This window comes from Symbioplanes lichenis (assembly GCF_030709675.1).
Lineage (GTDB): Bacteria > Actinomycetota > Actinomycetes > Mycobacteriales > Micromonosporaceae > Actinoplanes > Actinoplanes lichenis.
On the sequence record NZ_JAUZQD010000016.1, the window covers coordinates 1 to 26172 of the forward strand.

Annotated in this window: 22 protein-coding genes, 1 tRNA gene and 3 pseudogenes; 15 read left to right on the top strand and 11 right to left on the bottom strand. The window is 71.1% G+C overall.

Translation table 11 applies throughout. The features are described from left to right. Positions 1-307 precede the first annotated feature (307 nt). Positions 308-769 carry a DUF6924 domain-containing protein gene (locus RAN62_RS32470; RefSeq protein ID WP_305788649.1) on the top strand — a complete coding sequence of 154 codons (462 nt, stop codon included), beginning with the start codon at positions 308-310 and terminating at the stop codon, positions 767-769. Between the two features lie 405 nt (positions 770-1174). On the opposite strand, the gene RAN62_RS32475 is transcribed toward RAN62_RS32470, so the two are convergent. From RAN62_RS32475 to RAN62_RS32495, 5 genes are read right to left on the bottom strand one after another with little or no spacing between them, the layout of a single operon-like run. Then, positions 1175-2152, bottom strand: coding sequence for an STM4011 family radical SAM protein (locus tag RAN62_RS32475; RefSeq protein ID WP_305788650.1), 978 nt, complete (start codon positions 2150-2152; stop codon positions 1175-1177). Then, positions 2149-3459 carry an STM4012 family radical SAM protein gene (locus tag RAN62_RS32480; protein WP_305788651.1) on the bottom strand — a complete coding sequence of 437 codons (1311 nt, stop codon included), beginning with the start codon at positions 3457-3459 and terminating at the stop codon, positions 2149-2151. The genes RAN62_RS32475 and RAN62_RS32480 overlap by 4 nt, the downstream gene beginning before the upstream one ends. Continuing rightward, the gene (locus RAN62_RS32485; protein ID WP_305788652.1) at positions 3456-4259 is read right to left on the bottom strand and encodes an STM4013/SEN3800 family hydrolase; all 804 of its coding nucleotides are present in this window, start codon (positions 4257-4259) and stop codon (positions 3456-3458) included. The genes RAN62_RS32480 and RAN62_RS32485 overlap by 4 nt, the downstream gene beginning before the upstream one ends. Next, positions 4247-5383: an STM4014 family protein gene (locus RAN62_RS32490; protein WP_305788653.1), complete on the bottom strand. Its 1137-nt coding sequence runs from the start codon at positions 5381-5383 to the stop codon at positions 4247-4249. The genes RAN62_RS32485 and RAN62_RS32490 overlap by 13 nt, the downstream gene beginning before the upstream one ends. Further along, positions 5380-6297, bottom strand: a complete 918-nt coding sequence (locus RAN62_RS32495) for an STM4015 family protein (RefSeq protein ID WP_305788654.1) — start codon at positions 6295-6297, stop codon at positions 5380-5382. The genes RAN62_RS32490 and RAN62_RS32495 overlap by 4 nt, the downstream gene beginning before the upstream one ends. Before the next feature lie 128 nt (positions 6298-6425). Between RAN62_RS32495 and RAN62_RS32500 the strand changes: the two genes are divergently transcribed. The 10 genes from RAN62_RS32500 to RAN62_RS32545 all read left to right on the top strand — a co-directional run bounded on the left by RAN62_RS32500 (position 6426) and on the right by RAN62_RS32545 (position 12209). Beyond that, the gene (locus RAN62_RS32500; protein ID WP_305788655.1) at positions 6426-7049 is read left to right on the top strand and encodes a hypothetical protein; all 624 of its coding nucleotides are present in this window, start codon (positions 6426-6428) and stop codon (positions 7047-7049) included. 13 nt (positions 7050-7062) lie between these two features. Next, on the top strand, positions 7063-7653 hold the full coding sequence (locus RAN62_RS32505) for a TetR/AcrR family transcriptional regulator (protein ID WP_305788656.1): 591 nt from the start codon (positions 7063-7065) through the stop codon (positions 7651-7653). After that, complete coding sequence (locus tag RAN62_RS32510) at positions 7650-8504, top strand: NAD(P)-dependent oxidoreductase (protein WP_305788657.1); 855 nt, start codon at positions 7650-7652, stop codon at positions 8502-8504. Before RAN62_RS32505 ends, RAN62_RS32510 begins: the two co-directional genes overlap by 4 nt. A gap of 82 nt (positions 8505-8586) precedes the next feature. Further along, positions 8587-9858 (top strand): NAD(P)/FAD-dependent oxidoreductase, encoded by a 1272-nt coding sequence (locus RAN62_RS32515; protein ID WP_305788658.1) that lies wholly within the window; start codon positions 8587-8589, stop codon positions 9856-9858. A 141-nt stretch (positions 9859-9999) separates the two neighbouring features. Next, a complete protein-coding gene (locus RAN62_RS32520) occupies positions 10000-10155 on the top strand; it encodes a hypothetical protein (protein WP_305788659.1) in 156 nt (51 codons plus the stop codon). Positions 10156-10204: 49 nt separating this feature from the next. After that, positions 10205-10278 (top strand) — tRNA-Ile (locus RAN62_RS32525). 154 nt (positions 10279-10432) lie between these two features. Then, positions 10433-10732, top strand: coding sequence for a hypothetical protein (locus tag RAN62_RS32530; RefSeq protein WP_305788660.1), 300 nt, complete (start codon positions 10433-10435; stop codon positions 10730-10732). A 100-nt stretch (positions 10733-10832) separates the two neighbouring features. After that, a complete protein-coding gene (locus RAN62_RS32535; protein WP_305788661.1) occupies positions 10833-11231 on the top strand; it encodes a YbaB/EbfC family nucleoid-associated protein in 399 nt (132 codons plus the stop codon). Beyond that, a complete protein-coding gene (locus RAN62_RS32540) occupies positions 11221-11535 on the top strand; it encodes a type VII secretion target (RefSeq protein ID WP_305788662.1) in 315 nt (104 codons plus the stop codon). The genes RAN62_RS32535 and RAN62_RS32540 overlap by 11 nt, the downstream gene beginning before the upstream one ends. Then, positions 11532-12209, top strand: coding sequence for a WXG100 family type VII secretion target (locus RAN62_RS32545; protein WP_305788663.1), 678 nt, complete (start codon positions 11532-11534; stop codon positions 12207-12209). The genes RAN62_RS32540 and RAN62_RS32545 overlap by 4 nt, the downstream gene beginning before the upstream one ends. A 28-nt stretch (positions 12210-12237) precedes the next feature. On the opposite strand, the gene RAN62_RS32550 is transcribed toward RAN62_RS32545, so the two are convergent. From RAN62_RS32550 to RAN62_RS32555, 3 genes and pseudogenes are all read right to left on the bottom strand, one after another. Then, the gene (locus RAN62_RS32550; protein ID WP_305788664.1) at positions 12238-12630 is read right to left on the bottom strand and encodes a hypothetical protein; all 393 of its coding nucleotides are present in this window, start codon (positions 12628-12630) and stop codon (positions 12238-12240) included. 13 nt (positions 12631-12643) lie between these two features. Then, positions 12644-13081, bottom strand: a complete 438-nt coding sequence (locus RAN62_RS41450; RefSeq protein WP_438874585.1) for a DUF7737 domain-containing protein — start codon at positions 13079-13081, stop codon at positions 12644-12646. A 252-nt stretch (positions 13082-13333) separates the two neighbouring features. Continuing rightward, positions 13334-14872, bottom strand: a pseudogene (locus tag RAN62_RS32555) (DUF4132 domain-containing protein); the annotation flags it as partial. A 381-nt stretch (positions 14873-15253) separates the two neighbouring features. On the opposite strand from RAN62_RS32555, the gene RAN62_RS32560 reads away from it, so the two are divergent. From RAN62_RS32560 to RAN62_RS32570, 3 genes are read left to right on the top strand one after another with little or no spacing between them, the layout of a single operon-like run. Then, positions 15254-17374: a tetratricopeptide repeat protein gene (locus RAN62_RS32560; protein WP_305788665.1), complete on the top strand. Its 2121-nt coding sequence runs from the start codon at positions 15254-15256 to the stop codon at positions 17372-17374. A 26-nt stretch (positions 17375-17400) separates the two neighbouring features. Beyond that, positions 17401-18024, top strand: a complete 624-nt coding sequence (locus tag RAN62_RS32565) for a hypothetical protein (RefSeq protein ID WP_305788666.1) — start codon at positions 17401-17403, stop codon at positions 18022-18024. Continuing rightward, positions 18021-21173, top strand: a complete 3153-nt coding sequence (locus RAN62_RS32570) for a helicase HerA domain-containing protein (RefSeq protein WP_305788667.1) — start codon at positions 18021-18023, stop codon at positions 21171-21173. The genes RAN62_RS32565 and RAN62_RS32570 overlap by 4 nt, the downstream gene beginning before the upstream one ends. Here RAN62_RS32570 and RAN62_RS41455 read toward each other — a convergent pair. The 3 genes and pseudogenes from RAN62_RS41455 to RAN62_RS41465 form a co-directional block, all read right to left on the bottom strand. Further along, positions 21170-22606, bottom strand: coding sequence for a Kelch repeat-containing protein (locus tag RAN62_RS41455; protein ID WP_438874586.1), 1437 nt, complete (start codon positions 22604-22606; stop codon positions 21170-21172). The genes RAN62_RS32570 and RAN62_RS41455 overlap by 4 nt on opposite strands. 441 nt (positions 22607-23047) lie before the next feature. Then, positions 23048-23818, bottom strand: a pseudogene (locus RAN62_RS41460) (choice-of-anchor J domain-containing protein); the annotation flags it as partial. After that, positions 23810-25510, bottom strand: a pseudogene (locus RAN62_RS41465) (S8 family serine peptidase); the annotation flags it as partial. The pseudogenes RAN62_RS41465 and RAN62_RS41460, both read right to left, overlap by 9 nt. A gap of 202 nt (positions 25511-25712) precedes the next feature. Here RAN62_RS41465 and RAN62_RS32580 point away from each other — a divergent pair. Further along, positions 25713-26168, top strand: a complete 456-nt coding sequence (locus RAN62_RS32580) for a winged helix-turn-helix domain-containing protein (RefSeq protein WP_305788669.1) — start codon at positions 25713-25715, stop codon at positions 26166-26168. The last annotated feature ends 4 nt before the right edge of the window (positions 26169-26172 follow it).

A 26172-nucleotide genomic window follows, 5' to 3' on the forward strand; every position in this document is an offset into this window, starting at 1 on the left:
CCGCCGCCCGCCGTCACCGTCCGCCGTCATCGCCCGCCGCGCGCCGGCGCCGTCCGCCGCCCGCCGTCACCGCCCGCCGCTCGCCGTCACCGCCCGCCGTCCGCAGTCCGCCGTCTGGAGCAATAGCCGCACTGGAAGCCGTCGTGATCCCGGATGAGCCCGCCGCACCGAATGCGGGCTCATCCTCCGAACGCGGCCGGTACGACGCCAACGAGTAGCTCCGCCACCCTCGAAAGCCGGGCCGCCAACACCTTCGCCTTCTTCGGTGAGCCCAATGTTCTTTACCGCGGGCCCTACCCTGCCAGTCGTGACCGAGCCCATCTGGCCCCAGAACAGCGACATCTCCCTCCTCATCCGCACCGACTACTCCCATCCGCAGGAGTGGACCCGGATGAAGGCAGCAATAGCCGAACCCCAGACCGACGACGGCTTTCTCCCCAACGTGGAACTCCTCGACGACAGGGCGTTCGAGGGCTTCCCCCTGTCCCGCCTGCTCGACACGGCGCCCGAAACCCCATGGCACCCCGTCGCGTTCCTCGTCGACACCCTGTCCCTGACCCACCCCGAGCTGCCGATCCTGGCCATCAACCTCAACAACGACGACGAGGAAGAGGACGAGCCCGGCGAAGGATCCCCGTTCGGCGCCACGTTCCGAGTAGTGCCGTCCGAACTCTGGTCCGTCCAGAACAACCTCAGCATCGCCAACATGAACTGGGAAGAATTCGCGGAAACCGTCGACCAAGACGGCATCTTCCGCGGCTTCCCGTAGCCCGCACCGCTCCGACTCCCCCAACACCGGCGCCAAGGCATGCTGCCAAGTCACCGCCAGGCCGGGTCACCGCAGGCAGCCAAACGCCGTCCCTCCAACGCCGAACCCCCACATCCGCCAAGCTCCCCGCCGTCACAGCACCGACCCACCGAGACGAACCCGCACACCCGCCACGTTCCCCGGCCGTCACAACGCCGACCCACCGAGACGAACCCGCACACCCGCCACGTTCCCCGGCCGTCACAACGCCGACCCACCGAGACGAACTCCCAAATCCGCCAAGTTCCCCGGCAGTCTCAGCGCTGACCTACAGAGGTGCATCCCCACATCCGTCACGTTCCCCCAGCCGCAGCAACGCCGCCCCATCGAGACGAAGCCCCATACCCGCCAGGCTCCTTGGCCGCCTCAGCGCCGTCCCGCCGGGATGGATGCCGCTGCCGGCGCCGAGGACCGATCGTCGGCGGGCGGCCAGACGGCGGGAATGCGTTCGAGGACCCCGCCCGCATACACGTCGTACAGATCGAGCTTCTTCAAATGCACGTACCCGATGTGGCAGTCGCAGATCTCCTTGGTGCACGGCCGCGGCGCCAGCCCGGCCCGCCAACTGCCGTCGTAGAGGTTGCCGAGCACGGCCGGAATGAAGTGACACCGGCGCACCGTCCCGTCCCCGAGCACAGAGATGGCGGTCTCGCCGGCGTAGCAAGGCTTTCCCCGCGAGGCATGCGGCCGGACACTGTCGCCGAAGTGCGGATCGATCGACGTCCAGCGGCGTTCCTCCTCGGGGCTGTAAGCGAACCCCTCGGCCGCGTTCACCCACAGATAGACGGACGGTCGCAACGCGGCGCGCAGGGCGACCGCGGCGGCGTGGTGCTCCGGCAGGCCGACGACACCGACCGAGTAGCGCTGGCCCAGTTCGTCGAGTCGCCGGCACCGCGCCACGAAGCGTTCCAGCGAGACCTGGCCGGGGTGATAGGTCGCCCACAACGCGGCCACCCCCGGCGCGGCGTCGCGGAGCCACTCGACCCGGGCGGCAAGGTTCGTCTGGATGGCCACCCTCCGTACGTGGGGCAGATGCGACAGCCGCAAGATCGCATCCCTGTACCAGGACCGGGTCAGCCCTTCGCCCCACGGCGTGAACAGCACCGACAACTCGCGATCGGTCGTCGCCGCCGCCCACCCGACGAACCGCTCGAGCGCCGCTCGGTCCTGCCGGAGCAGCTCCGGCGGATCGACCCGCTTGGCGAACGGACAGTACGGGCAGTCGTAGTTGCAACTCGCCAACGGCCCTCGATAGAGCACCGTCAGCGCCTGACCACCCGGCCCGCCGCCGACCCCGCCCATGGCGCCGGACGACGGCAGCCCCAGAAACACCCGTCCACTCATCGCAGCACATGCCCCGCCATCGCCGCCCGCACCGGCCCGGACACCAGCCACGGCCCGATCGCATCCGACCGCGCCAGCCCCTCCGCCGTCAGCCGGCTGCGATCCTCCTCCATCCACCCCCGCCGAACCAGCTCCACGAGCTGCGGAAAGTCCTCGTGATGCCGGCTGCCGAAGCGCGCCGTGTAAGCCGCGGCGTCCATCCCTTCGGCCCGCAACACCGACTTGAGCAGCCACCGCCGCCGCTGCTCACGCTCGTCGAGCCGGAAACCGAATTCGGCGTAGCGGAAGTCCTCCGCCGGCCGCGACAAGTAGTCGTCGATGACCGCGCGCACCTCGGTCACGCTGACCGCATAGTCGAACGAGTAGTGCAGATCCCGCGTGTACGACCGGGCGCCGCAGCCCAGCCCGATCATCCCGTCGTCCTGACAGCTGTAGTCGGGGCCGTCGTCGGCCGGGACGTCGGCCCGCCGGAACTGGCGCATGGACTGCTGCACATATCCGGCGTCGGTCAGCACCTGGACCGCGTGCCGATAGAGCTCGAGTCGCTGCCCGTCCCAGTCGTCGAGCCCGTCGGTGCCGGTCCGCCGGCCGAGCCCGGTGAGCGGCCGCACGTACAGCGGATAGAGGAACAGCTCCTCGGGCCGCCACCGCAATGCCTGGTCGATCGAGTACTGCCAGGTCTCGCGCGTCTGCCCCGGGATCCCGTAGATGAGGTCTATGTTGAGCACCGGCACGTCCGCCGCCCGGATCGTGTCCAGCGCCGCCACGACCTCGCGCCCCTTCTGCGGGCGCACGGCCGCACGCGCCTCGGCGTCGACGAAGCTCTGCACGCCGATGCTGACGCGCGTCACACCGTGGGCGGTCAGCACGGCGAGCCGGTCGGCGGTTGCGGTCGCCGGCGACGTTTCCACCCCCAGCGGTACGCCCACCGCGCCGAGCGTGTCCTCCACCACCCCGAACATCTCGGCCAGCTCCGGGGCGGTCAGATAGGTCGGAGTCCCGCCTCCGATCGCCAGCCGGGCGAACGACGCATCGGGAGCCAGCGCCTCGCGCACCGCCCCGGCCTGCCGTCCCAGCTGCGCCAGATAGGCGGTGACCTGGTCGGCCGGCGGCCGCGCCCGCGTGAACAGGTTGCAGAAGCCGCACCGCATCTCGCAGAACGGCACGTGCACGTACGCGAAGAGCGCGTCCTGCCGCTCCCCCGCCCACACGTCCCGCAGCAACGGCCGGGGCGTCAGCTTCCGGTACGCGGTCTTGTGCGGATACGCGTACAAGTACCCCTGGTACGGCGACCCGTCGAGGCTCATGCGGTCACCGCCGGCAGTACGAACTCCGCGTACGGCACCGTCCACACCGTCTCGTGCGCCACGCGATGACCGGTGTGACCCTCCTCGCCGTAAAGCGTCCCGTGGTCGGAGCACAGAATCACCTGACATGGCCGCCCGCGCCCGGTCACGACGTCGAACAGCCGCGGCAGCACCGAATCGACATATTCCAGCGCGGCGGCATGGCTGTGCCGGTCGTCACCCGTCGCGCCCGGAAGATAGTGACGATTGGGCTGGTGCAGGGCGGCGACGTTGACGAAGGAGAACAGTGGCCGCTCCGGGGGCAGGTCCGTGACGATCTTCTCCAGCCGATCGACCTGGGCATCGAAGCAGCCGGGAGCCGTCACGCCGAACTCCCGCTCCCAGTGCGCCTCGGCGAAGAGCCCGGGCAGCACCCGCCCGAGCGGCGCCTCCGGATTGAAGAACCCCACCCCGCCCAGGCAGACGGTGTGATAGCCCGCTGCGGCCAGCCCGGCCGGCAGATCCGCGGCGTCGAACACATAGGTACGCGGCCCGCTCGACTCGCTCCCGCCGAAGCGCGCCGCGAACAGGCGCTCGTGCGGCCCCGGCGTCACCGGCGTGGGCAGGAAGCCGGCGAAGAACGCGTGGTGGGCGGCGTACGTGAAGCTCGCCGGCGTGTGGCGCCGCTCCCACCTGCCACCGGGCAGCACCCGCGCCAGCGCCGGCGTCCGCCCGGCGGCCAGGCAGTCGACCGCCACGTCGTAGCGCAGCGTGTCCAGCGTCACGAAGAGCAGGTCGTGGCTGCCGATCAGATCGCGCACAGCTGGCCCTCCGTCTCTGCCTGGCCAGCCGCTTCCGCCGCCCATCGGCGGTAACGGCCATCGACGATCGCGGCCATCTCCTCCGCGTACGTGTCCCGCCCGTCGACCAGCACCCGGGGCAGCAGGTCGCCGAACGCGTTGACCTCGGCCACCGCGTGCCGCCGCCACCCGGCCCCCAGCATCAGGTCCACGCCCACGTGCAGGCTGTGCGGGAAACAGGCCGCGACCCGCTCACACGTACGCATGGCAGCCCGCCACGCCTCGGGACCGGCGGCCGCCCGCACCGCCGCCACCTCGCCCCGCGCGTTGCCGAGGTGCAGATTGGTCAGCGGGCTGCGGGACGTGCGCACCACCACATGTCGCGGCTGCCCCGCGATGACGACGACCCGCAGGTCCAGGACGCGGTCGCCGAGGCCCGCCTTGGGGAACCAGCGCTCGACGTGCAGCCCGTCCGGGGCGAGCCGGTCCACCACGGCAGCGACCTCCGCCTCGCTGTCATAACGGCGCACCCGCAAGCTGTTGAACAGTCTCCCGTCGGCCGCGAGCTCGACCGACGTGATTGCCGACACCCTCGTCCGGGAGACGGCCAGCGCCAGCACCCCCGAAGCCGACGACCCGAACGCGGGCTTGACGAAGACCCGTCCCCAGCCGGCATCCCGCAGCCCCGCCCGCAACGACTCCCAGCCGTCCACAGCGGGCAGCGCCTCGGGCACCGGCACGCCACTCTCCCGCAACAGCGCGTGACAACGCCGCTTGTCGCCCATCGTCAGCACGTCGCCGACCGGGTTGAGCATCGTGCCGCCGCCCGACGCGATCCGGGCCAGCCCCGCCGCGAGCCCGCGATGAGCCGCGGCGAGCCCGACGATCTCCCCGTGGTCGGCGGCCCGCACGCCACCGTCCTCCGTGGAGAAGCCGTCTCCGAGGCGTCGCAGAAGCACGTCCACCTCCGCGTCCTCGCCCGGCGAGTCGACGCGGACCAGCCGGCCCGGCCCGGGCACCGGCCCGCCGTGAAGCACGTCTCGCCAGGCGTGCACCTCGAGCTCGACGCCGGCGTCACGCGCCGCTTCCGCGACCATGCGGACGCGCCTGTTCTCCGGGTTGCCGACGACGGCCAGGGAGGTCATTCCGCCACCGCGGTGTATCGGCCCCATTCCTCCTCCTTCTGCACCTCGGAGACGTCCACCCGGACTCCGGTCAGCTCCTGCGTCAGCCGCTCGGCGATCTCCGGGCTCATGAAGTGGTGGCGCAGCGTGAGGGCGGCGAGGTGGTCGAGCGGCTGCCCCGTCAGGAGCGCCTCGCCACCGGCGTCGCCGAGCATGCCGAGGGAGAGGTCCAGCTCACGCAGGCGGCCCACCACCGGCGCCGCGGCGAGCGATCCCGCGATCTCGTCGGCATTCTCCGCGTTGCGCAGGCCCAGGTAGGTCAGGGCGGGGAACACCCGGCCCGCCAGGATCGGCGCGAGGTCCTCCAGAGTGGCGCCACCCTCATAATTTTCGACGCCGAGCCAGAGCTCCAGCCGCTCGAGCTGCGGGAAGTCACACTCGCCGACCGCACGCACGATCGCCGGGGGCAGGCCGCCGGACTGCAGCACCAGCTCTTTCAGCCGCTCGTGGCGCTGTGGCTCGAGGACCAGACCTTGCGAGCCGCGGATCCACAGGCGCTCCAGCTCGGGAAACGCCGCCAGCAACGGCCCGTAGTCGCCCTGGTTGATCCAGGAGATCTCGCACTCCTCGAAGGTCATCTCGCCGATGAACAGTGATCGCAGCCGGCCCAGCCGTGACGCGTGCCGGATGAACAGGTCGAGCGGCGGAGCCATCTCGAAGGCCTCACTCCACTCGCCGAGGACCAGCGCGACGGGACCGCCAGGGCCGGCGCGCTCCAGCACTTGCTCGAATGCGACCTCCAACTCCGAGGCCGGCGCGTCGGACCCCGCCTCGAGACGCCACGCCACCGCGGCGGGATCCGCAGGTGACGAATCGGCGTCCCAGGCCACGATGGGCAGGCCGGCGAACGTTTCCAGGTGCGACGAGATGGTCAACGGACTCTCCTTCGAGGCGTCGGATGGCAGGCACCGTAGCAGCGGGAGCCGACAATTTTCTCCTTGCCGGATCGGCCTGTGGACAATACGCTGGGTTACAATACATCTGTATTGAAAAGGCGTTGGACATGGTGCGGAGACTGGTGGCGTACGAGGTCGCAATGTGGCGCAACCTGTACCGATGGGCGCTGCGTCGCCATCGGGACCCCGGTCCGGGCGAGCACGAGTTCGGCTATCTCGGTGTGGTGCGGCCGATCCTCGGCTTCTTCATCGGGCTGTCCGCCGTCGAGATCCCCGTCTTCGACCTGATCGTCGTGCACGTCGTGCCGTGGCGGCCGGCCCGCTGGATCGTCCTGGGACTGGGAGTCTGGGGACTGTTGTGGATGATCGGGCTCTACGCGGGCCTCAAGCTTCACCCGCATGTTGTGACGCGCGACGCTCTACGCGTACGCGTGGGCCATGGGGTTGATCTTTCGGTGCCGTGGGCGGACGTCGCGGCCGTGACCAAGCGCTATCGCACGCTGCCGTCCAGCAAGTCGGTGCAGTTCGAGGACGGTGCTCTGCATCTCGTCGTGGCGAGCCAGACGAGCGTCGACGTCCGGCTGCACGAGGCCGCGACACTCATCACAGGGCAAGAGCCGGCGAACGAGCTACGACTGTACGCGGACGATGCGGACGGCCTGGTGAAAGCGGCTCGCGACCGGTTGTCCGACACGGCGCGCTCGTCCGCCGCCCAGCGCGCCGAGCCGTGACATCATCGGCGCCATGCCCCGCAGGACGGACCATCAGGAGAGGCGGGCGCTCATCGCCGACGCCTTGATGCGCGTCGCGGCCGAGCGCGGCCTGGAGGAGGTCAGCCTCCGGCACATCGCCGCGGAGGCGGGCGTGTCGCTCGGAATGGTGCAGCATTACTTCCGCACGAAGGCGGAGATGATGCTCTTCGCGATGACTGCCGTGCGCGAGCGGGGCGAGGCGCGCGTCGGTGCGGCGGTCGCCGCGCTCGGCGACAACCCCGCGCCGCGAGACCTGCTGCGCACGATCATCACGGCGGTGCTGCCGCTGAGCGACCAGGCCCGCGCCGACGGCAAGGTCGCGCTGGCCTTCCTGGCCTATTCGGCGGTACGCCCGGAGGCCGCCGCCGCGCTGCACCTCGACACCGCGCAACTCCTCTCCCACGTTGCGTCCATGATCCCCACAGAACGCCCCGACCAGGACGCCGCCGCGCTTTTAGCGATCATGGAAGGCCTGGGTGTATACCTTCTCGGCGGCCACTACTCGCCGGATCAGGCGCTGGCGGCCCTCGATGCGTATCTTGACAAGATCTACAGTGGAACGATCCCGAAGGTGGCCCCATGACCGTGGGTTTTCTGGGGCTGGGCCTCATGGGGCAGCCGATGGCCGCCAACCTGGCCCGCGCCGGCACTTCGCTGACGGTCTGGAACCGCACACCGGACCGCTGCGAGCCGTTGCGAGCCCTGGGCGCGACCGTCGCGGCTACCCCCGCCGAGGTTGTCGCCGCCGCCGACATCACCCTCATGATGCTCGCCCATCCCGAGGCGATCGACGCCGTCCTCGCCACCGTGCCGGACCTCGCCGGCCGGACGCTCGTGCACATGGGGACCAGCTCGCCCAGCTACTCCCAGCGGCTGGGCGAGCGCGTCCGGGCGGCCGGCGGCCGCTATGTCGAGGCACCCGTGTCGGGCTCCCGCCGCCCGGCCGAGGAGGGGCAGCTGGTGGCGATGCTGGCCGGTGACCCGGCGGACGTGGCGCGCGTCCGCCCGGTGCTCGCGCCGATGTGCCGCGAGACGGTGAAGTGCGGCCCGGTCCCGCAGGGCCTGCTGATGAAGCTCGCCGTGAACATCTTCCTGATCACCACGGTCACCGGGCTGGCCGAGTCCTGGCACTTCGCCGAGCAGCACGGCCTCGACACCGGCACGTTCGCCGCCGTGCTCGACGCCGGGCAGATGGCCAGCGCCATCTCCCGGGTCAAGGTCGCCAAGCTGCTGGCGGGCGACCTCACGCCGCAGGCCGCGCTCACCGACGTCCTGGAGAACAACCGCCTCATCGCCGAGGAGGCGCACGCGCACGGCACGTCGATCCCGCTGCTCGACGTTTGCCACGCGCTCTACCGGGAAGCAGTCGATCTCGGCCACGGCCGCGAGGACATGGCCGCCGTCGTCCGTGCCCTCGAGGCGCGGACGAAGTAGGGGCTCTCCGGCTTTTCGCTGCTGGCCGGGGTCTCCGCGGTTAGGCTGACTGCTGGGTTGTTTGTCCTTGGGTGAGGTGCGCGTGGAGCAACCGGTTGAGGTGGACGTCGTCATCGTCGGCGGCGGTCTCGCCGGGCTCGCGGCCGCCCGCAGGCTGGACCGCGCCGGCATCGAGTGGCTGCTCGTCGAGGCCTCCGACCGGCTCGGCGGCCGGGTCGCCACCGACGTCGTGGACGGCTGGCACCTCGATCGCGGCTTCCAGGTCCTCAACACGGCCTATCCCCGGGTTCCCGCGCTCGTCGACATCGATGCCCTGGACATGCGCTGGTTCACCTCGGGCGTCCTGGTCCGCCGCGGCGGCAAGCTGCACCGGCTGGAGCACCCGCTGCGCCAGCCCCTGACCGCCCCGCAGACCCTGACCAGCCACGTCGGCTCGCTCGCCGACCGGCTGAAGTTCGCCGCCCTGGCGACGCGGTGCGCCACCTACCCGCCGGCGCGCCTGCTCGACGCTCCCGAGCTGACCACCCAGGAAGCCCTGCGCAAGGCCGGCCTCTCCCACCGCATGATCGAGGAAGTCCTGCGCCCCTTCCTCTCGGGCGTCTTCGCCGACCGCTCCCTCGACACGTCCAGCCACGTCCTGGCGATGGTCCTGCGCTCCTTCGCCCGGGGCAGGATCGGCGTGCCGGCCAACGGCATGGGCACCCTGCCCGCCGCGATCGCCGGCCCGCTCCCCTTCCCGCAGGTGCTGGTGAACGCCCCGGTCCTCTCCCTCGGCCCCGGCATGGTCGTCACCGACGGTGGCGAGATCCGCTGCCGCGCCGTCATCGTCGCCACGGACCCGGTCACCGCCTCCCGCCTGCTGCCCGCGATCCCCCAGCCCGACATGCGCGGCCTCACCACCTACTACTTCGGCGCGGACCACGCCCCCCTCGCCGAGCCGACCCTCGTCCTCGACGGCGACCGCCGCGAGATCGTCGCCAACACGGTCGTCCTCTCGAACGCCGCCCCCGAGTACGCCCCGGCGGGCAAGAGCCTGATCTCCGCATCGACGGTCGGCGTCGCCGCGCCCTCCGGAGCCTCGGAAACGGTGATGCGAGTCGAGCTCGCCCGCCTCTACGGCGTCCCCACCGACGACTGGGAGCTCCTCGACGTCGTCCCGATCCCGCACGCCCTCCCCGCCGCCACGGTCCCCCAGTTCCGCCTCCGCAAGCCGGTCGCCCTGGGCAACGGCCTCTTCGTCGCCGGCGACCACCGCGACAGCCCGTCCATCCAGGGCGCCCTGGCCAGCGGCTGGCGCACGGCCGGCGAAGTCCTGTCCTCCCTGGGCGCCCTGGTCGGCCGGCGCCCCGGCTGACCAGTCCTCCGCCTGCGCCCCATGGTCCCCCAGCGCCCGTCCGGCAGACGGGCAGACGGCACGCCGCGGGTCCGCGACCGGGGAACGCGCACCAGCGAGATATCGAAGCTTGACCGCCACGATCACGGGTAAACGGCCCTCATGACCCAAGCCGACCAAGACCCCGAAGCCGCCCCCGGCAACCCCGACGAACCCCACCCCGCCCAGGAAGCCCACGGCGGCAGCATGGCCCCCGGCCTGGTCGACGACACCGGCCACCCCACCCCCGAAACCCCACCCGAGGACGACGAAGAGTAGATCGCTGGCCCGCACCCGACGACACGGGATAGTATCGCCGCCGGTATACGGGGCGGTAGCTCAGTGGGTTAGAGCAGGGGACTCATAATCCCTCGGTCGCGGGTTCGAGTCCCGCCCGCCCCACGCTTGATCAGCGTCATGAATCGCTGCTCCACGTCCCGGCGGGCTCATTGAGCACGCCGCCCGGCGCTTTGGCGGCCCTTCGGAGCCCGTCGTCCGGGCGACATCAGCGCGGAGCATCTGGCGAATCGACCTACATCGTTGTTACCTTCGCCGCGTGGCCGGGCGACCGCGCAATCCGCACTCCGGGGACAACGGTGAGGGTGAACCGCCTTCTGACCACAGCCGAGATGAGCGGGCAGTGGGGTTGAACTCCGGCCAACCTGTCTGGACCGGCGAGGTCACCGAGCGCCTTCGCTGCTGCGTCTGCGGTGACGCCACCGACGACGCCGACGACTATGTGTTGTTGCAGCTCACTGCCGGGCCGAGCGGGGCAGTGCAGTGGCTCGGGGCACATGCGGCACATCTCAATGGTGTCCTGGCGCGCGGGTTCGAGGTGGAAGTTCATCTCATGTGAGACGGACTCGCCGAGAGAACGCGCGTCCACAACCATGGCAAAGCCCAAGGGGTTGCGGTCGGCGCCGGGCCGCACGCAAGCTGTGGGGCGGAGGCGACTCATGGCGGAACCCATCGATGGCTCGGCGATTCTGGACCCTGATCAAGCGTCGGCATATCTGCAGCGTTGGAAGGGCCGCGTCGATCGGCTGGCCGCCAACACGCAGGAGATGAGCGCGCGGCTGGGCCGGTTGCGGGCCACGGCGGGCGACGGCGAGGGTTTCGTCGAGGTGACTGTCGATTCCACCGGCGTGCTGGTCGACGCGACTTTCACCGAGCGGATTCAGCGGTACGGTCCCGAGGTCACCGCCCGGGCTTTGATGCGTGCGATCCGGGCCGCGAGGCGCAAGGCCGGCGAGGAGGCTCGCGCCGTCGTGGTGGAGACGATGGGCGCCGACTCCCCGGCTGGGCAAGCCATTACGGCGCGACTGCTGGCGGAGGGTGATGCGCATGACGGATGAGTTCAGCGTCGACCCGGGGCAACTGCTCCGGCATGCCGACGCTGTGGACGCCATACGAGCCCGGTTCCTGGCGGTCCGAGGCGCGAGCGCGGCGATTTCTGCGGACGGTTCTGCGTACGGAATGCTGTGCGGTTGGATCGCCGGCATCCTCGAGGCGCGCCATGCGGAGCAGGATGAGCTGGTCGCGTACGTGGAAGAGAATCTGTCTCTGGCGGCAGCCGCCCTGCGCTCGGCGAGCAGCGGTTACGAGGGCACCGACGACGACATCAGCCGGCAGATCCGGGCGGCCGGGGGCCTGGCGTGAGCAGTCCGCTGGTGGCCGACGCCACCGGGGCTTCGCTGGCCGACAGCTTTCTGGGCCTGCACCAGGCGGTCAGCAGCGGCGGCTGGGTCGACCAGGCTCTGGCCGGCGGCGCGTTCGCGGTCGAAGCCGCGGCCACGGTGCTCGACCCGTTCAGCGCGCTGATCGCCAACGGTCTGGGCTGGGCTATGGAGCACTTCGAGCCGCTGCGCGAGATGCTCGACCAGCTCGCCGGCATTCCGGACCGGGTGATCGCCCACGCCGAAACCTGGAACAACATGTCCCGCGAACTGCTCGCCATGGCGAACGACCTCGACACGAGCCTCTCCCGCGACCTGCCCGACTGGACAGGCGACGCGGCGCGCTCGTATCAGGGCCTGATGGTCAACAACGTCGATGCGCTCGGCGGCCTCGGCGTCCTGGCCGCCACCATGTCGTCGGCCACCCAGGCCGCCGGCAACCTGGTCACCTTCACCCGCGACCTGGTCCGCGACCTGATCGCCGACCTGGTCGCCCGCGTCATCGTCTGGGCCGCCGAGGCCCTGGCCATCGTGACCATCCCCGTCGTGGCAGCCCAGCTCGCCTCGGCGGTGGTCAAATGGGCCGGCCGCATCCTGGGCTACACGACGGCGCTGGTCGAAAGCCTCAAGAACCTGCGCCAACTGCTCGAAGGCTGAGGCGGTGACGAGGGAATCGCATGGCAGCTCAGCCGCCCACGAGCGGGATCAGGCGGATGAAGGAGATCTCGTTGTCGTGGCGGAGGTCGATCCATTCGTCGAGGTCTTCGATCTGGCGGTCGCTGGTGAGCAGCACGAAGCCGTTGCCCGCGAACGCCGCGCACGCGATGTCGGCCTGCTGCTCCCAGTCGATGCGGTGGGCGCCCGGCAGGCGGAAGCCTTGAGCCGTCTCGGTGGCCGCCGACGGGCGCACCAGGCCTTGGAAGACATCTCCCCCGGCCGCGTTGTGGCGCGCCACTTCGTCGCGGACGCGGAGGCGGAGCAGCTCGCGGGCGGTGATGCGGTCCGGGAGGTCCGGCAGCGTACGGGTGGCGATCTCGCGACCGGTCATCGTCTCGTCGCGCAAACGGGCTTCGGCCATGGTGGCTCCCTGGTCAGCGCGGCAACTGCCGCAGGATGGTGGCGTCCGTGATCTTGTCGTCGGCGGCGAGCAGGAAGGCCTTGGACAGGATCAGGGACAGGCGTTCGTCGTCGTCGAAGGGCAGGGTCACGCGGGCGCCACGGCGGCCCGGGACGATGCAGAGGTACGCGTCGTCGGGCTCCATCAGGATGTTGCCCGAGCCGAGGTGGATCTTGTAGACCGCGCGCGTGCCCCGCACCCGGAGGAAACGGTCGGTGAGCTCGCAGCGCGCGCCGATCGCGAGGCGCGGCAGCAGCCGGGCCAGGACGTCCCGGCGCACCTCGGCGCCGCCCGTCAGGGCCCCGAAGCCGGCACTGGCCCAGTACGCCCCGAAGCGGTGCTCGCCCCGGTCGGCCCAGCTGTCGTCGGCGGCGATCGACGTCACGCCGACGAACAGGTCGACGTCGCGCATCGCCTCGCTGAGCACGCGCGGCGGCACCTCGGTCACGGGCACCCGCTCCCAGACCCGGCCGTCGCGGCGGGCGAAACGTACCTGATCGGTGGTGCAGTATTCGACGGTGGTGTCGCGCCGGGCGACCTCGTCCTCGTGCACGATGCCGTGGAAGAACGACGCCTGCCAGGTCGCGGCGGCGAGCTCCTTGGTGGCCGTGCTCTCGTAGCCGCCGTCCCAGGGCCCCAGATAGGACGCCGACCAGCCACGCACCCGCAGCAACGCGCTCGCCTGCCGGTAGCGCAGGATGTGGCCGGCGAACCGATTCGAATAGGCGCGCGTCTGTTCCTCCGCCGGCGTGAGCCGATAGACCTCGCGGAACGCCTGCTTGAACGGCTGGCGGAAACCGGCCGCGCCGATCCGGTCACGCCAGGCGGCAACCTCCGCGGCGCCGGCCGTCACGGGATGCCACAGCCGCACGACAGTGCCCGGGCCGCCGGCCGACTCGGGCAGGGACGCGCTCTACGTGCGCCCGTCGGACGAGAACTCCCAGATCAGCCGCCGGGCGATCGAGCCCGTGACCGGGTGCAGAAGATAGCGCTCGCGCCACACCTCCCACTGCCACGTGCGGTCCTGCGACAACAGGTCCTCCAAGCGGGCCCGCTCGGCGGCGAGTGTCTTGGTGACCTCCTTGGCCAGCACCCGCGCCTCGTCCACGTGTTCTTTCGCCGCGGCGCGCGGCGCCCGCACCGAAGCCTTCTCCCCCGCGACCTCCACGACGATCGTGCTGTCGTCGGACGCCGGCCAGCTCCGGCGCCCGTCCGCGTCGAGCCCATGGTCGTCGACGGCCAGCTCCAGCGCCTCGCCCGGAGCCCAGCCGCGCGCGGCGCCGAGCCGGTCCAGCGCCGTGCGTACGCGGGCTCGCAAGGGTTTGCTCCGCGTGACGACCGCCAGCCGGGCCAGGCCGCGCACCGCCCCCGCGTCCTCCCGGCCGGCCAGGATCTCCACGGCGGCCGTGGCCGTCAGGGCGGCCTTGACCCGCGCGCCCTGCCGGACCGGCTCCCCCGCCACGCCGGCCACCCGGGCGAGCACCAGCGTGGTCTCCTCCGACGGGTCCGACACCGCAACCGTCCAGCAGAGACCGCGCACCAGCCAGTCGTGCTCGTCGTGCACCGCCACGGCAACGTTCGCGAAGGCACTCAGGATGCCGCGAACAGCCCCGGGCAGCTGTGGACCGGCCCCCACCAACGCCTCCGCGCGACGCAGCCAGCTCTTCGGCGGCACCGGCTTGGTGAGCGTTCCGGCGAACTCCAGCAAGGCAATGAGCGCCGGATCAGCAACCAGCCCGCCGAGTGCGGCGCGGGCCGCCGGACCGAAGGCATCAAGCTTTGCCAACAGGTACGGCGGGAGCACGCCCGTGAGCCGGCCCAGCGCCCGCCCGTACTGCGCGGCGAGCCGCCGCCGGATCTCCCCGGGCATCTCCCACTCGCCGTAGATCCGCTCCATGGTCGCGGTCAGCGCGGCCTCGTGCTCGCGAACCTCCTCGAGCGGCACCTGCTGCGCGATGATCGCGGGCAGGTGATAGGCCTGCCCGTCGTAGGAGACCGGGTCGTCCCCGAGAGCCGCCAGCGCCCGCCCGAGATCGCCCGCCTCCCACGGCACCGGCTCCCGCGTGATCGCGTAGATCTCGGGCGCCGGATCGAAATCGGGCCAGTCCCGGGCCACGGCGGACATGTGCCACCGCAGCGCGGCCAGCCGGGAACGCTCACCGGGCACAGAGGACAACAGCTCGGCATCCATGCCCGGCATCATGCCGAGGGGGTACGACAAGATTCCGCCCGGCGCCGAGGCGTGGAGAGACCCGCGGGAGGCCCGGCCGACGCTTATCACGCGCTTGGCCGGAACGGAACGGCCGTACGAATAATCCTTTCCGGGACCCGAACGGAAATGATCGGCCCCGGGTGAACCATCGGCGCCGTCACGCCCGGCCGATTATCCGATCAGCGCCCGGAAAGCCCGTTTCACACCCCCTCGAATAGCAACAAAGTACACCACCCGACACTTCTGGTGATCATGAATATTCGTGCGGTAGTGTCCGCTGCATTGCGGCCGGCATTCCATTTCGGGCACGTCACGCCCATTCAATTCCGGCAATTTCCTGACGCGGAGCAGGTGATGGCGAGGTGAACGTCAGTGGAGACCGGCGCCGATGACCTGGCCCGTGTCCGCACCCACGACCATCTCGCCGAGGCCCTGCAGGCGCTCTCCCAGCGCTGCGGCCTCACCCTGACGACAATCGTCGACAGCGCCCGGGGGCTGAGCGGTCGCGTCGGTTTCGAGGCGCTCGACCGCCGCACGGTCGACGACGTCTTCCGCGGCGCCGTCCCGATCACCAAACCACTGCTCGTCAGCATCTTGATGGTGTGCGACCAGCCGCCGGAGGTCCGGCAGAGGTGGCTCGCCGTCTGGGAGCGTCTTGAGCGTGAGGAGAAGCGCAGCCGGTCACGGGTGGACGAGACGGCACCGCGCGGCTTCGGCATCCACAGTGCCATCACCGCGCCGGACGCCGTCGACTTTTTGCCGCGTTACGTGTCCCGCGACTTCGACTTCCGGCTGCGCGCCGAGCTTGCCGCCGACCCGGACCGGGGCGCGTTCGTCGTGCTGGTGGGCGGCTCGTCCACCGGGAAGACGCGGTCGCTCTACGAGGCCGTGCAGGACGGCTTTCCGGATTGGTCGCTCGTGCAACCGGTCGAGGCGGCGGAGTTGCTGGAGCTGCGGAGCGCACCGCCGCGGCGGACCGTCTTCTGGCTCGACGAGCTGCAGCGCTATCTCGGTGGGCGCCCGGCTCTGACCTTCGAGTGCGTGCGCGCCCTCATGCGGCGGGGCAACATTGTCGTCGGCACCTTGTGGCCCGGCCAGTACGCCTCGTGGCGATCCGCCTCCGAGGACATGCGCCGGCTCTTCAGCAACGCCGCGGTGATCAGCGTGCCCGACGAGCTGTCCATGGCCGAGCTGCACGAGGCGAACGAGATCGCGGAGGAGGACAGCCGGATCCGCCAGGCGCTCGACACCCAGGACGCCGGGCTGACCCAGGCGCTCGCCGGCGGGCCCGAGCTGGTCATGTGCTGGGAGCAGCCCGTCACCCCGTACGCGAAGGCTGTCATCGCCGCGGCCGCGGACGCGCACCGCCTCGGCGTGCAGGCGCCGCTGACGGCCGAGTTCCTGCGCGAGGCGATGGCCGGCTATCTCCCGCCGCCGCATCAGGTCCGCCCGAAGGAGGAATGGCTCGGCCAGGCGCTGCCGCATGCCACCCGCCAGCTGTACGGCGACGTGTCCGCCCTCGTGCCGAACGGCGCGAACGGCACGGTCGCCGGCTACACCATGGCCGATTACCTGGCGCAGCATCTCCGCCGTGTGCGCCGGACCACCGTGGTGCCGGAACCCGCCTGGGATGCTCTCGTGACCGGCCTGCGCGACGCGGCCGACCTGCGCCGGCTGGCCGACGCCGCGCTGGCCCGCCTGCGCCTCCGCTATGCCGAGCCGGCGTTGCAACGGCTCGTGGACGAGTCCGCCGACAGCCGCGCGGCGATCGAGCTGGCCGAGCTGCTGATCCGCCAGGACCGGTTCGACCGGGCCGTCGACGTGCTGCGCCGCAGCCTGGAGGCGGATCCCCGGGACCGGGAGCTCGGCCTCCGGCTCGCCCGCGCCCAGGAGCTGTGGCAACGGGTCGAGAAGCTCCGCCCCGCGGCCGACGCGGGCGATCCGGCGGCCGCCCACCGCTTGACGGAGATCCTGGCCGACTGCGGCATCACCGACGACTTGCGCCTCCGGGAGGAGCAGGGCGACCGCAACGCGGCGGAACAGCTCGTCGACCTGCTCGCCGACCACGGCTTCCTGCCGGAGCTGCACCAGCGAGCCGATCGCGGCCAGGTCTTCGCGGCCCACGCGCTCGCTGAGCTCTACGCCGCGTGGGGCGAGACGGCCTGGCTTCAGCACCGCGCGCGCCGTGGTGATCGGACGGCCCGCCTGCGGCTGGCCCGGATGGAGTCGGGCCGGCCCGCGGAGACGGACCTGGCCGAGCTGCGGGTGGCGGTCGCCGAGGGCAAGCCCGGAGCAGCCCTCCAGCTGAGCGCCCGTTTGTTCGAGCTCCGCGACGAGCGGGGCCTGCTCGACGAGCTGGACGCCGGCACCGAGGGCGCGGCGGACCGGCTCCTGGCCCTCTACACGGCGACCGGGCGCCTCTCGCCCGAGCAACGACGGCGCCTGCGGGTCTTCGGCCTCAACGCCGACGGATCCGAGCTCCTCGGCCCATGACGCGACCTTCCGGAAGGAATCCTTTGATGGCAGACGATCTGAGCCCTACCGACTACGCCTTCCTGCTCCTGCTCAGGGTCGAGGACCGCGAGCTGTCCAACAACGAGCTGCACGACCTGCACGGCGTACGCCTCATCGGCGCCCAGTACGCGAAGCTCAACGCCGGCGGTTACGTCGTCTCGAAGACCGACCGCCGCCCGTACCGGCATGCCCTGTCCCCCAAGGGGGCCCGGCTGCTCGACAGTCCGCTGGAGGTCGAGGAGGAGCAGCAGGACAGCCGCAAGACCAAGGAGACGCAGCTGTGGGCGGCCCTCACGGCGTGGCACCGGCACACCCTCGGCCGCGGTCCCGCTCCGGCGCCCGGAGAAAAGGCCGCGCCGGTGGTGAGCTCGCTCGACGAGCGCATCCGCGCCGCGTACGCCACCCTGGCCGACGATCCCGGCGACTGGGTCAGCCTCAGCCGGCTCCGGCCACTGTTCCCGGACGTCGCCAAGGCCGACCTCGACCAGGCGCTCAAGCATCTCCTCGACGCTTCGGACGTCCGCCTGGATCCGGAGGTCCACGGGCATCGCATCGACGCCGAGGAGCGGGCCGCCTCCGTCCGGATCGGCGGCGAGGACAGGCATAAGTTGGCGATCGGATCGCGATGAACGAGGAGCAGCGCGCCGCGCTCGCCGCGCTGAGGTTCAGCTGGGCGCTGGTGCCGGACGACGTGTGGCGGGACTCGCCCTTCCACGTCGACGGCCTGCACGAGTCGGTGGCCCGGGACGTCCTCGACGGCATTGCCGAGGCGGAGGGGTCCGCCGACGCCAGCCCGGTCGGTCTCGCGCTCGAGGGGCGGCAGGGCTCGGGCAAGACGCATCTGCTGGGGTGGGTCCGCGAGCAGGTGCAGCAGCGCGGTGGCTACTTCTTCCTCGTCAGCCTGCTCGACGGCCGGCAGTTCTGGGAGGCCGTGCTGCAGTTCGTGCTGGACGGCCTGGCGCGTGGGGTATCCGGCGAGGACACGCAGCTCAAGCTGATGTTCCGGCGGCTGTCCGCCCAGATCGGCGCGCCTCGGCACGCACGGCGCGCGGTGATGGGCGACACGGAGCTGACCCCCGCCGCGCTGGACGCCTTCATCGAGGGGCTGAAGGCGTTCGACCCGTACGTCCACCGGCACTGCCGGGACACGGCACGGGCCCTGGCCCTGCTCGCCTCCGACGACGAGGAGCATCAGGACGTCGCCGACAACTACTTCGCCGGCGACCAGGAGGCGGTCCCGGGGGAACGCCATGCCTGGAACATGCGCCCGAAGGCCCGGACCGCTCAGGAGATCGTCCGCGACATCTCCTGGCTGCTCGCGCTCACCGGCCCGGCCGTCATCGCCTTCGACCAGCTGGACACCCTGGTGGCGCAGTCCGCCGTGCAGGAGGACCTGGCCAAAATCTCCGCCGAGGCGGCGGATCTGCACCAGACCATGATGGTGGCCGGCATCGCGAACGGTCTCACGGATCTGCGGGACACGACGCGCCGGACCCTGACCGTGGTGGCGACGTTGTCCGCCACCTGGAAGCTGATCGGCAGCAGGGCGACCGCCTCCTTCCCCGACCGGTTCCGGCGCACCCGGGCGCTGAGCGACATCCGCAGCGGCGACCTGGCCCGAAGCATCATCGAGAAGCGCTTCGCCGGGCGCTTCGCCGCGCTCGGCTTCGACCCGCCCTACGCGACCTGGCCGGTGCGGGCGGAGGTCTTCGCGGAGGCCGTCGAGTACACGCCGCGCCGGCTGCTCATGGCCATCGACCGCCACATCCGCGCCTGCCTGGTGGACAACGAGTTGCGGGAGCTGACGACGCTGGAGGAGGTGCCGGCGACGACCACGGTCGCCCAGCCGCCGGCCAGAACGGCCCCGGCCGCTTCCCCGCAGGCGTTGCACGACGTCCAGGCCCGGTTCGAGGAGTTGCAGCGGCAGGCCGATGTGACGTCACCGCTGGAGCACGACACTGAGGACCGGCGGTTCCCGGCGCTGCTGGCGGCCGGCCTGCAGGCCTGGATCGTGGAGCGCGGCGACGACGGCAGCGGGTTCAGCATCGACCCGCCGCCGAGTGCCAAGCCGGATCTGCACGCCCGCCTCCGCCTGGCCCTCCACGACCGCGGCGACGACAGGGGGGACTCGGAGGACGTCCGCGCCGAGGATCAGGTGCACTGGTCCTTCCGGGCGGTCAGCGACACTCACCACGGGCTCGCCGCACTGCACCGCGTCCGGCGGGCCCGCACCGCGGCCGGGCTCAGCGCCGACGTGGCGAAGCGCAAGCTCTTTCTCATCCGCAACGGGCCCTGGTCACCGTCCGCCAAGACCCAGGAAGTCATCCGGGAGCTGGGGCAGGAAGGCGGCACGACGCTCAGCATCGACGACGCCGATCTGCGCATCCTCGCCGCGCTGCACGAGTTGCGCCAGGAGAACCCGGCCGACCTGCAGGCCTGGCTGGTCCGCTACCGGCCCACCGATCAGGTCGGGCTCTTCCAGAAGGCGCTGGCCGATGCCGACTCCTGGACGCGGGAGGAAACACCCGCACCGGCCGTCGAGGCCCCGGCGCCCGACAGCTTCACCGCCGGCTACGGATACGACAACGACGCATCGGTGCCGCTGACGCTCGAGGCTTTGCGGAAGCACGCGGCCATCTTCGCGGCTTCCGGCTCCGGGAAGACCGTGCTGATCCGGCATCTGATCGAGGAATGTGCGTTGCAAGGCGTCTCCGCGATCGTGCTCGACCCGAACAATGATCTGGCTCGCCTCGGGGACGAATGGCCCACCGCCCCGGACAAGTGGCGGGCCGGGGACGCCGAGCGGGCGGCCGACTACCTCGCGCACACCGAGGTGGTGGTCTGGACGCCGCGGCGCGAATCGGGGCGGCCGCTCAGCTTTCAGCCGCTTCCCGACTTCGCGAGTGTGCGTGACGATCCGGACGAGTTCGAGGCGGCGGTCGAGTCCGCCACATCTGCCGTCGCGCCTCGCGCCAACATCGCGGGGCGGTCGGAGAAGGCGCATCTCCGCCTTGCTGTCCTGCGGAAGGCGATCGAGTATTACGGCCGTCAGGGTGGAAGCAGCGTGGCCGGTCTGATCGAGCTTCTGTCGGATCTGCCGGAGGGGGTCAGCAACCTCAACAAGGCAGAGGACATCGCCGGGGATCTGGGGCAGGCGCTGACCGCGTCGATGGACAATGATCCGATGTTCGGGGGCGGCGGGACGCCGATGGATCCCGGGGTGCTGCTGACGCCGGGCGCGGGCAAGCGGGCGCGGGTCTCGGTCATCAGCATGGTGGGGCTCGGCGACGAGGCGGCCCGGCAGAGCTTTGTGAACCAGCTGCAGATGGGGCTGTTCGCGTGGATCAAGCGGAATCCCGCGCAGGACAAGCCGTTGCTCGGGTTGCTGGTGATGGACGAGGCCCAGACCTTCGCGCCCTCGGGGGCGATGACCGCCTGTACGCAGAGCACCCTCGCCCTGGCGTCGCAGGCCCGCAAGTACGGGCTCGGCCTCCTCTTCGCCACGCAGGCCCCGAAGAACCTGCACAACCGGATCCCGGGCAACGCGGCGACGCATTTCTTCGGCCGGCTGACGGTGCCCGTGCAGATCGCGGCCGCGCAGGAGATGGCGCGCGTGAAGGGAGGTGAGGTCCCCGACATCGGGAACCTCACCTCCGGCGAGTTCTATGTGGCGCTGGAGGGCGAAGTGCCGCAGAAGATCCGGACTCCGCTCTGCCTGAGCCACCACCCGAGCAGTCCACTCACCGACGAGGAGGTCATGGACCGCGCCAGGAGCTAGAGACTCTTACTGATGGCGATCCGCTCACGCTGCGCGCAGGAGATCACCGGGTCGAGGTCGAAGTCGGAGGTGAGGACGAAGCCCGCGCTCACCTTGATGCTCTGCACCTCGGGGATCCAGCCGTCCTTGGCCACGATCACCTGGTACGTGCCCTTCGGCAGCCACCACTGGAAGTGCCCGGACGCGTCCGCCACCAGCGTGTAGCTCGTCGTGCCGTTGAGCCGGACCGTCGCCTTGAGCGGCGTTTCCGTGCCGCTGCAGGAGACGCCGGTGACCGTGCCCTGCACCTTGCCCCAGCTGGCCGGCGGGGAGACGTTCATCTCCACGTCGACGGCCGGGACGGCGTACGGCGAGTTGGTTCGCAGCCCGAGCTGAGCGGTAAAGACACCAGGCTGGGCGACGGTGGCGTTCAGCGTCACCTTGACGGTCTTCGACTTGCCGGGGGCCAGCTCGAAGGACGCCGGATCCTCGGACAGCCACGGCACGTCGCCGTCCGCGGCGCAGTCGCCCAGCCCGTCGAGCAGGGCACTGTCGTTGGTGCCGACGAACGGCGTCGCCGAGCCGCCGATGCGGTAGAAGCCACAGGCCGCGGCGCCTCGGTAGCGCGGGGCGGCCATGGCGGGCAGCGTGCTCCACGTGCCGGCCGCCGGGTCGAAGCCGATCACCTGACTGGTCACGCCGCTGGAGTCGTTGGCCACCCCGCCGGCCAGCACCAGGAGGCCGCCGGCTGCGGTGGCCTGACCGCCCCAGAGGTCGAGCGGGGCGTCGGCCGCCGCGGTCCACGTGCCCGCGGCCGGGTCGAGGACCTTGGTCGCCTTGGTCGAGCTGATCCCGTCGTACCCGCCGGCGCAGTAGACCTTGCCGCCCACGGCGCCGCAGCCGAGGAACGACGTCTCGTTCGGGTAGGCCGTCGAGGTGCTGAACGAGCCCGCGGCCGGGTCGAAGACGACCGTGTCGGCCGAGGGCGTGCAGTCGCCGTCGAGGCAGCCGCCGACCAGGTAGATCTTGCCGTCCACGACCGCGGAGCCCGCGGCCGAGGTGGCCTTGGGGTTGGTCGCCGCGAGCGTCGACCACGAGCCCGCGGCCGGGTCGAAGACGTCCACCGTGGCCACGGGCGTGCCGCCGGTGCCCCAGCCGCCGAGCACGTAGAGCTTGCCGTCGACCGCCGCCGCGACCGGCTTGGATCGGACGGAGGGCAGGTCGGGCAGGGCCGTCCAGGCGCCGTCCGCGTACACGAAGGCCTTCTTCTCGTTGCCGGTGCCGCTGCCGCCACCGACCGAGTACAGCTTGCCGTCGATCACCGCGGCGGCGTTGTCGAAGATGGCCAGCGGATAGTTCGGCAGGGCGGTCCACGAATCCGCGGCCTTGGTGCCCACCTTGGGGTTGGTCGCCGCGAAGGTCGGTCCGGTCATGGCCGGGCTCAGACCCTTCATGGGTACGGTGACCCCGGCCGTCCCCCGCGCCCGCAGCGCCTCGAAGCCCCGGGGCCGTTCGAGGACGTCCACGGTCGCGGTGGCGTTGCCGGTGTTCTTGACCGTCACGTTCGTGGTGCGCGTGGTCCCGTACGTCTGGAAGCTCTGGATCTCGGTCGGGGTGACCGTGAGCCGGCTCGCCGACAGGGCGAAGTCGGCCCGCGTGACCTTGTTCGCCACGACCGTCACCGTCTTGGTGAGCGGCTGGTAGGGCGCCTTCGCCGCGGTCAGCGGGTGGGCACCGAGCTCCGGCGAGAACAGCCAGTAGAAGCCGCCCTCCCCGGAAAGAGCGTCACCCACCTTGACGCCGGTGAGCGCCGCGCCGGTCAGGGCGTCGGTCGTGGTGCCGACGACCAGGCCGCCCGGGATCGGGGTGCAGGCGCGGTTGACGACCTGCACGTCGTCGACCTGCCACCACCAGGCGTACGAGCCGGCGTACCGGAAGCGCACCTTGGCGCTCGCGGCACCGGCGGCCGGGGCGAGCGACACCTCCTCGGTGACCGGGCCGCGGCGGTTGGCGGTCTGGTGCCACACGTTCGTCCAGTTGGCGCCGTCGTCGACGGTGACGTCGATGTCGATCGGGCTCTGCAGGGCCTGGAAGTCGCTCTTGAAGCGGATGAACGGCGCGCTCTGCCCGCTCAGGTCCAGCGCCGGCGTGACCAGGTCACTGTCCTGGCTCTTGCCCGAGCCCAGCTTGTCGCTGTCGATGATGGCGAAGCCGCCCGAGCCGCCGGTCTTGTTGCCCCGGCTGCCGATGTCGGTGAAGCCCCAGCCGCCACCGTCGGTGCGGTTGACTACCGACCAGCCGGCGGGCGTGGCGGTGCTGTCGAAGGACTCGGTCAACACCGATTCCCCGTACGAAACGGAGTAGCCCGCAGCCGTGCAGGCCGGCGCGACCGGAGCCGCGATGTTCGCCGTCTTGGCGCTGGTGCCCACGATGACGTCCACGGTCGTCGGCTGGTAGCCGGGGTACACCGGCGTCGCCGTGATCTCGTAGGAGGCGTTGGCCGGCAGGGCCACCGAGTAGCGCCCGGTCACCGGGTCGGTGAGGAGCGGCGCACCGGGACGCCCGGCCACCTCGACCTTGGCGTAGAGCGGCCAGCCGTGGCCGGAGCCGTCGGTGACCGTGCCGCTGACCGTGACGGTCGGCGCCGGGGCCAGCGCGAAGTTCACCGTCTTGACCTCACCCTCGCCCACGGTGACAGGCGTGGTCTTGGTGACATAGCCGTACTTCGTGGCGGTCACGTCGTACGTGCCGGCCTCAAAGGTCAGCTGGTACTTGCCGTCCGCGCCGGTGGTGACCGTACGCCCGGCCGCCGTGACCGTCACGTCGGCGAGCGCCTGACCCGTACCCGCGTCGGTGACCGTGCCCGACGCCCGCGCGACCGGACCGCGGGGCGCGGCCACGACGGCGCTGTAGACGTCGAGGCGGCCCTCGCCGTAGATGTTGTTGTCGTCGGCCGTGCCGCCGCAGGAGGTGTCGTTGGTGTCGATCGCCGTGTCGTCCAGCAGCGCGCGGGTCGCCGCGATGTCACCGCGCAGCGACGGCGCCGCGGCCCAGATCAGCGCGACCGCGCCGGCCACGTGCGGGGTGGCCATCGACGTGCCGTCCCAGGAGTCGTAGCCGCCGGGGATGGACGAGCGGACCGCCACGCCGGGCGCGGAGATGTCGGGCTTCACCGAGTTGTCGATCGACGACGAGCCCTTGTTGGAGAAGGCGCCGATCACGTGGTTCGAGCCGTAGGCCCCGACCGCGTACGACACCGGGTAGTCACCGGGGTCCGACGCCGAGTTGCAGGGCGCCGTGCCGGGCGTGTTGCCGTTGGCGAAGGCCGGGAAGATGCCCGCCGCGGCCCACGCCTCGACGGTCTCCTGGTACCACAGGTCGCCGCGGCCGCCGCCCCACGAGTTGTTGACCACGTCGGGCCGCAGGTCGGGGCGCGGGTTCTGGCCGTTGCTGTCGGTCGGCGCCAGGATCCACTGGCCCGAGGCGAGCAGCGAGGAGTCGGAGCAGCTGCCGCTCTCACAGCCCTTGGCCGCGATGAACTTCGCACCGGGGGCGACGCCGATCTTGTTGTCACCGCCGTCGTCGCCGACCATCGTGCCGATGGTGTGCGTACCGTGGCCGTGGTTGTCGCACGGGCCGGTGCCGCCGCAGACGTTCGCCGGGTCGAAGAAGTTGTAGTTGTTGTTCACCGAGCCGTCCGCCTGCAAGCCGCGATAGTGCGACTTGACGGCGGGGTGGGTGATGTCCACGCCGGTGTCGACGTTCGCGACGACGATGCCCTCGCCCTTGTCGGCGAACTCGTCCCAGACCCGGGTGGCGCCGATGTCGGTGATGTTCCACTCGACGGCCGCCGTGCCCGCCTTGGCCGCGCCGTGCTTGGCGACCGGCTCCGGCACCTTCCACGTGCGGACCGGGTCGATGCGCTCCACATCGGAGCGGGCGGCGATCGCGTCGAGCAGCGCCCGGTCGCCGGTCACCCGGACCGCGTTGGCGATCCAGTAGGTGGAGTACTTGGCCTTGCGCGAGTCGAGCAGCGACCGCAGGCCCTTCTGACTGTCGGCGGCGGTGTCGGTCAGTTGCTCGTACACGCGGGTGGTGCGGTCGCCGTCGTCGGCGATCTTCGCCGCGGCCGACAGGTCGGCGCGCTCCCGCAGATAGACCCAGAAGCTGGTGGTGCCGTCGTCGGCGAGCTTCGCCAGCACCTCGGAGCTGACGGCGGGCGTCTTGTCCGCCGCCTGTGCGGCCTGCACGGGCAGGCCGGTCAGGGTGATCGCGAGGGCCAGCGCGGCCCCCGTGAGCACCCCAGGTCGTACTCGCATGCGGTTCCTCCCCCAGAGAGAGACGGCACATCGATGCATCCATGGCCGTCGCTGTCATGCTCCGGTCCGGCAGTGGTGTCGATCAATGGCGCCATTCGGCCAAAAGCCGGGCAGACGGGAGGCGAAACCGTTTCAAGGCTGTGAATTACCTATGGATGTCGGTTGACCAAACTCGATGCGTCGGCGTTTGCTGGGGGCACCCGCGTAGATCCGGAGGAAGCTCGTGATGGGTCGGTCCGGCATGCCCTTGGTCGTCTGCGTCACCCCGGACCGCGAGGTCCGCGAATCCCTCGTCCGCCGCCTCGACGACCTCGGGGCCGTGCTGGTCTGCTCGGACCTCGGCGAGTTGCGCGCCATGCTCACCCAGGTGGACGCCGCCGACCAGGAGACGCCGCCGGTCGTGGAGTTCGGCGGGCTGGTCGTCGACAACGTGCAGCACACCGTCGCCTGGCACGGGCAGCCACTCGAGCTGACCCGGCTCGAGCACCGGCTGCTGACCCGGCTGGCGTCGCCCCCGTTGACCGTCTGGCCCTACGAGCGCCTCTTCGCCGCGGTCTGGGACAGCGCCTACCTCGGCGACACGTCCATCCTCCACTCCGCGGTGAAGCGGCTGCGCTCCAAGCTGCGCGCCCTCGACGGCGGCCCGGTCGTGGAGACCGTCCGCGGCATCGGCTACCGGCTCGCCCCGGCCTCGTAGACAA

Excerpts from the sequence above, each read along its gene's own strand:
- RAN62_RS32475 (WP_305788650.1), bottom strand. The coding sequence starts at position 2,152 with ATGAGTGGACGGGTGTTTCTGGGGCTGCCGTCGTCCGGCGCCATGGGC.
- RAN62_RS32480 (WP_305788651.1), bottom strand. The coding sequence starts at position 3,459 with ATGAGCCTCGACGGGTCGCCGTACCAGGGGTACTTGTACGCGTATCCG.
- RAN62_RS32505 (WP_305788656.1), top strand. The coding sequence starts at position 7,063 with ATGCCCCGCAGGACGGACCATCAGGAGAGGCGGGCGCTCATCGCCGAC.
- RAN62_RS32520 (WP_305788659.1), top strand. The coding sequence starts at position 10,000 with ATGACCCAAGCCGACCAAGACCCCGAAGCCGCCCCCGGCAACCCCGAC.
- RAN62_RS32540 (WP_305788662.1), top strand. The coding sequence starts at position 11,221 with ATGACGGATGAGTTCAGCGTCGACCCGGGGCAACTGCTCCGGCATGCC.
- RAN62_RS32490 (WP_305788653.1), bottom strand. The coding sequence starts at position 5,383 with ATGACCTCCCTGGCCGTCGTCGGCAACCCGGAGAACAGGCGCGTCCGC.
- RAN62_RS32565 (WP_305788666.1), top strand. The coding sequence starts at position 17,401 with ATGGCAGACGATCTGAGCCCTACCGACTACGCCTTCCTGCTCCTGCTC.
- RAN62_RS32580 (WP_305788669.1), top strand. The coding sequence starts at position 25,713 with ATGCCCTTGGTCGTCTGCGTCACCCCGGACCGCGAGGTCCGCGAATCC.
- RAN62_RS32500 (WP_305788655.1), top strand. The coding sequence starts at position 6,426 with ATGGTGCGGAGACTGGTGGCGTACGAGGTCGCAATGTGGCGCAACCTG.
- RAN62_RS32570 (WP_305788667.1), top strand. The coding sequence starts at position 18,021 with ATGAACGAGGAGCAGCGCGCCGCGCTCGCCGCGCTGAGGTTCAGCTGG.
- RAN62_RS32510 (WP_305788657.1), top strand. The coding sequence starts at position 7,650 with ATGACCGTGGGTTTTCTGGGGCTGGGCCTCATGGGGCAGCCGATGGCC.
- RAN62_RS32535 (WP_305788661.1), top strand. The coding sequence starts at position 10,833 with ATGGCGGAACCCATCGATGGCTCGGCGATTCTGGACCCTGATCAAGCG.
- RAN62_RS41455 (WP_438874586.1), bottom strand. The coding sequence starts at position 22,606 with ATGAAGGGTCTGAGCCCGGCCATGACCGGACCGACCTTCGCGGCGACC.
- RAN62_RS32550 (WP_305788664.1), bottom strand. The coding sequence starts at position 12,630 with ATGGCCGAAGCCCGTTTGCGCGACGAGACGATGACCGGTCGCGAGATC.
- RAN62_RS41450 (WP_438874585.1), bottom strand. The coding sequence starts at position 13,081 with ATGCGCGACGTCGACCTGTTCGTCGGCGTGACGTCGATCGCCGCCGAC.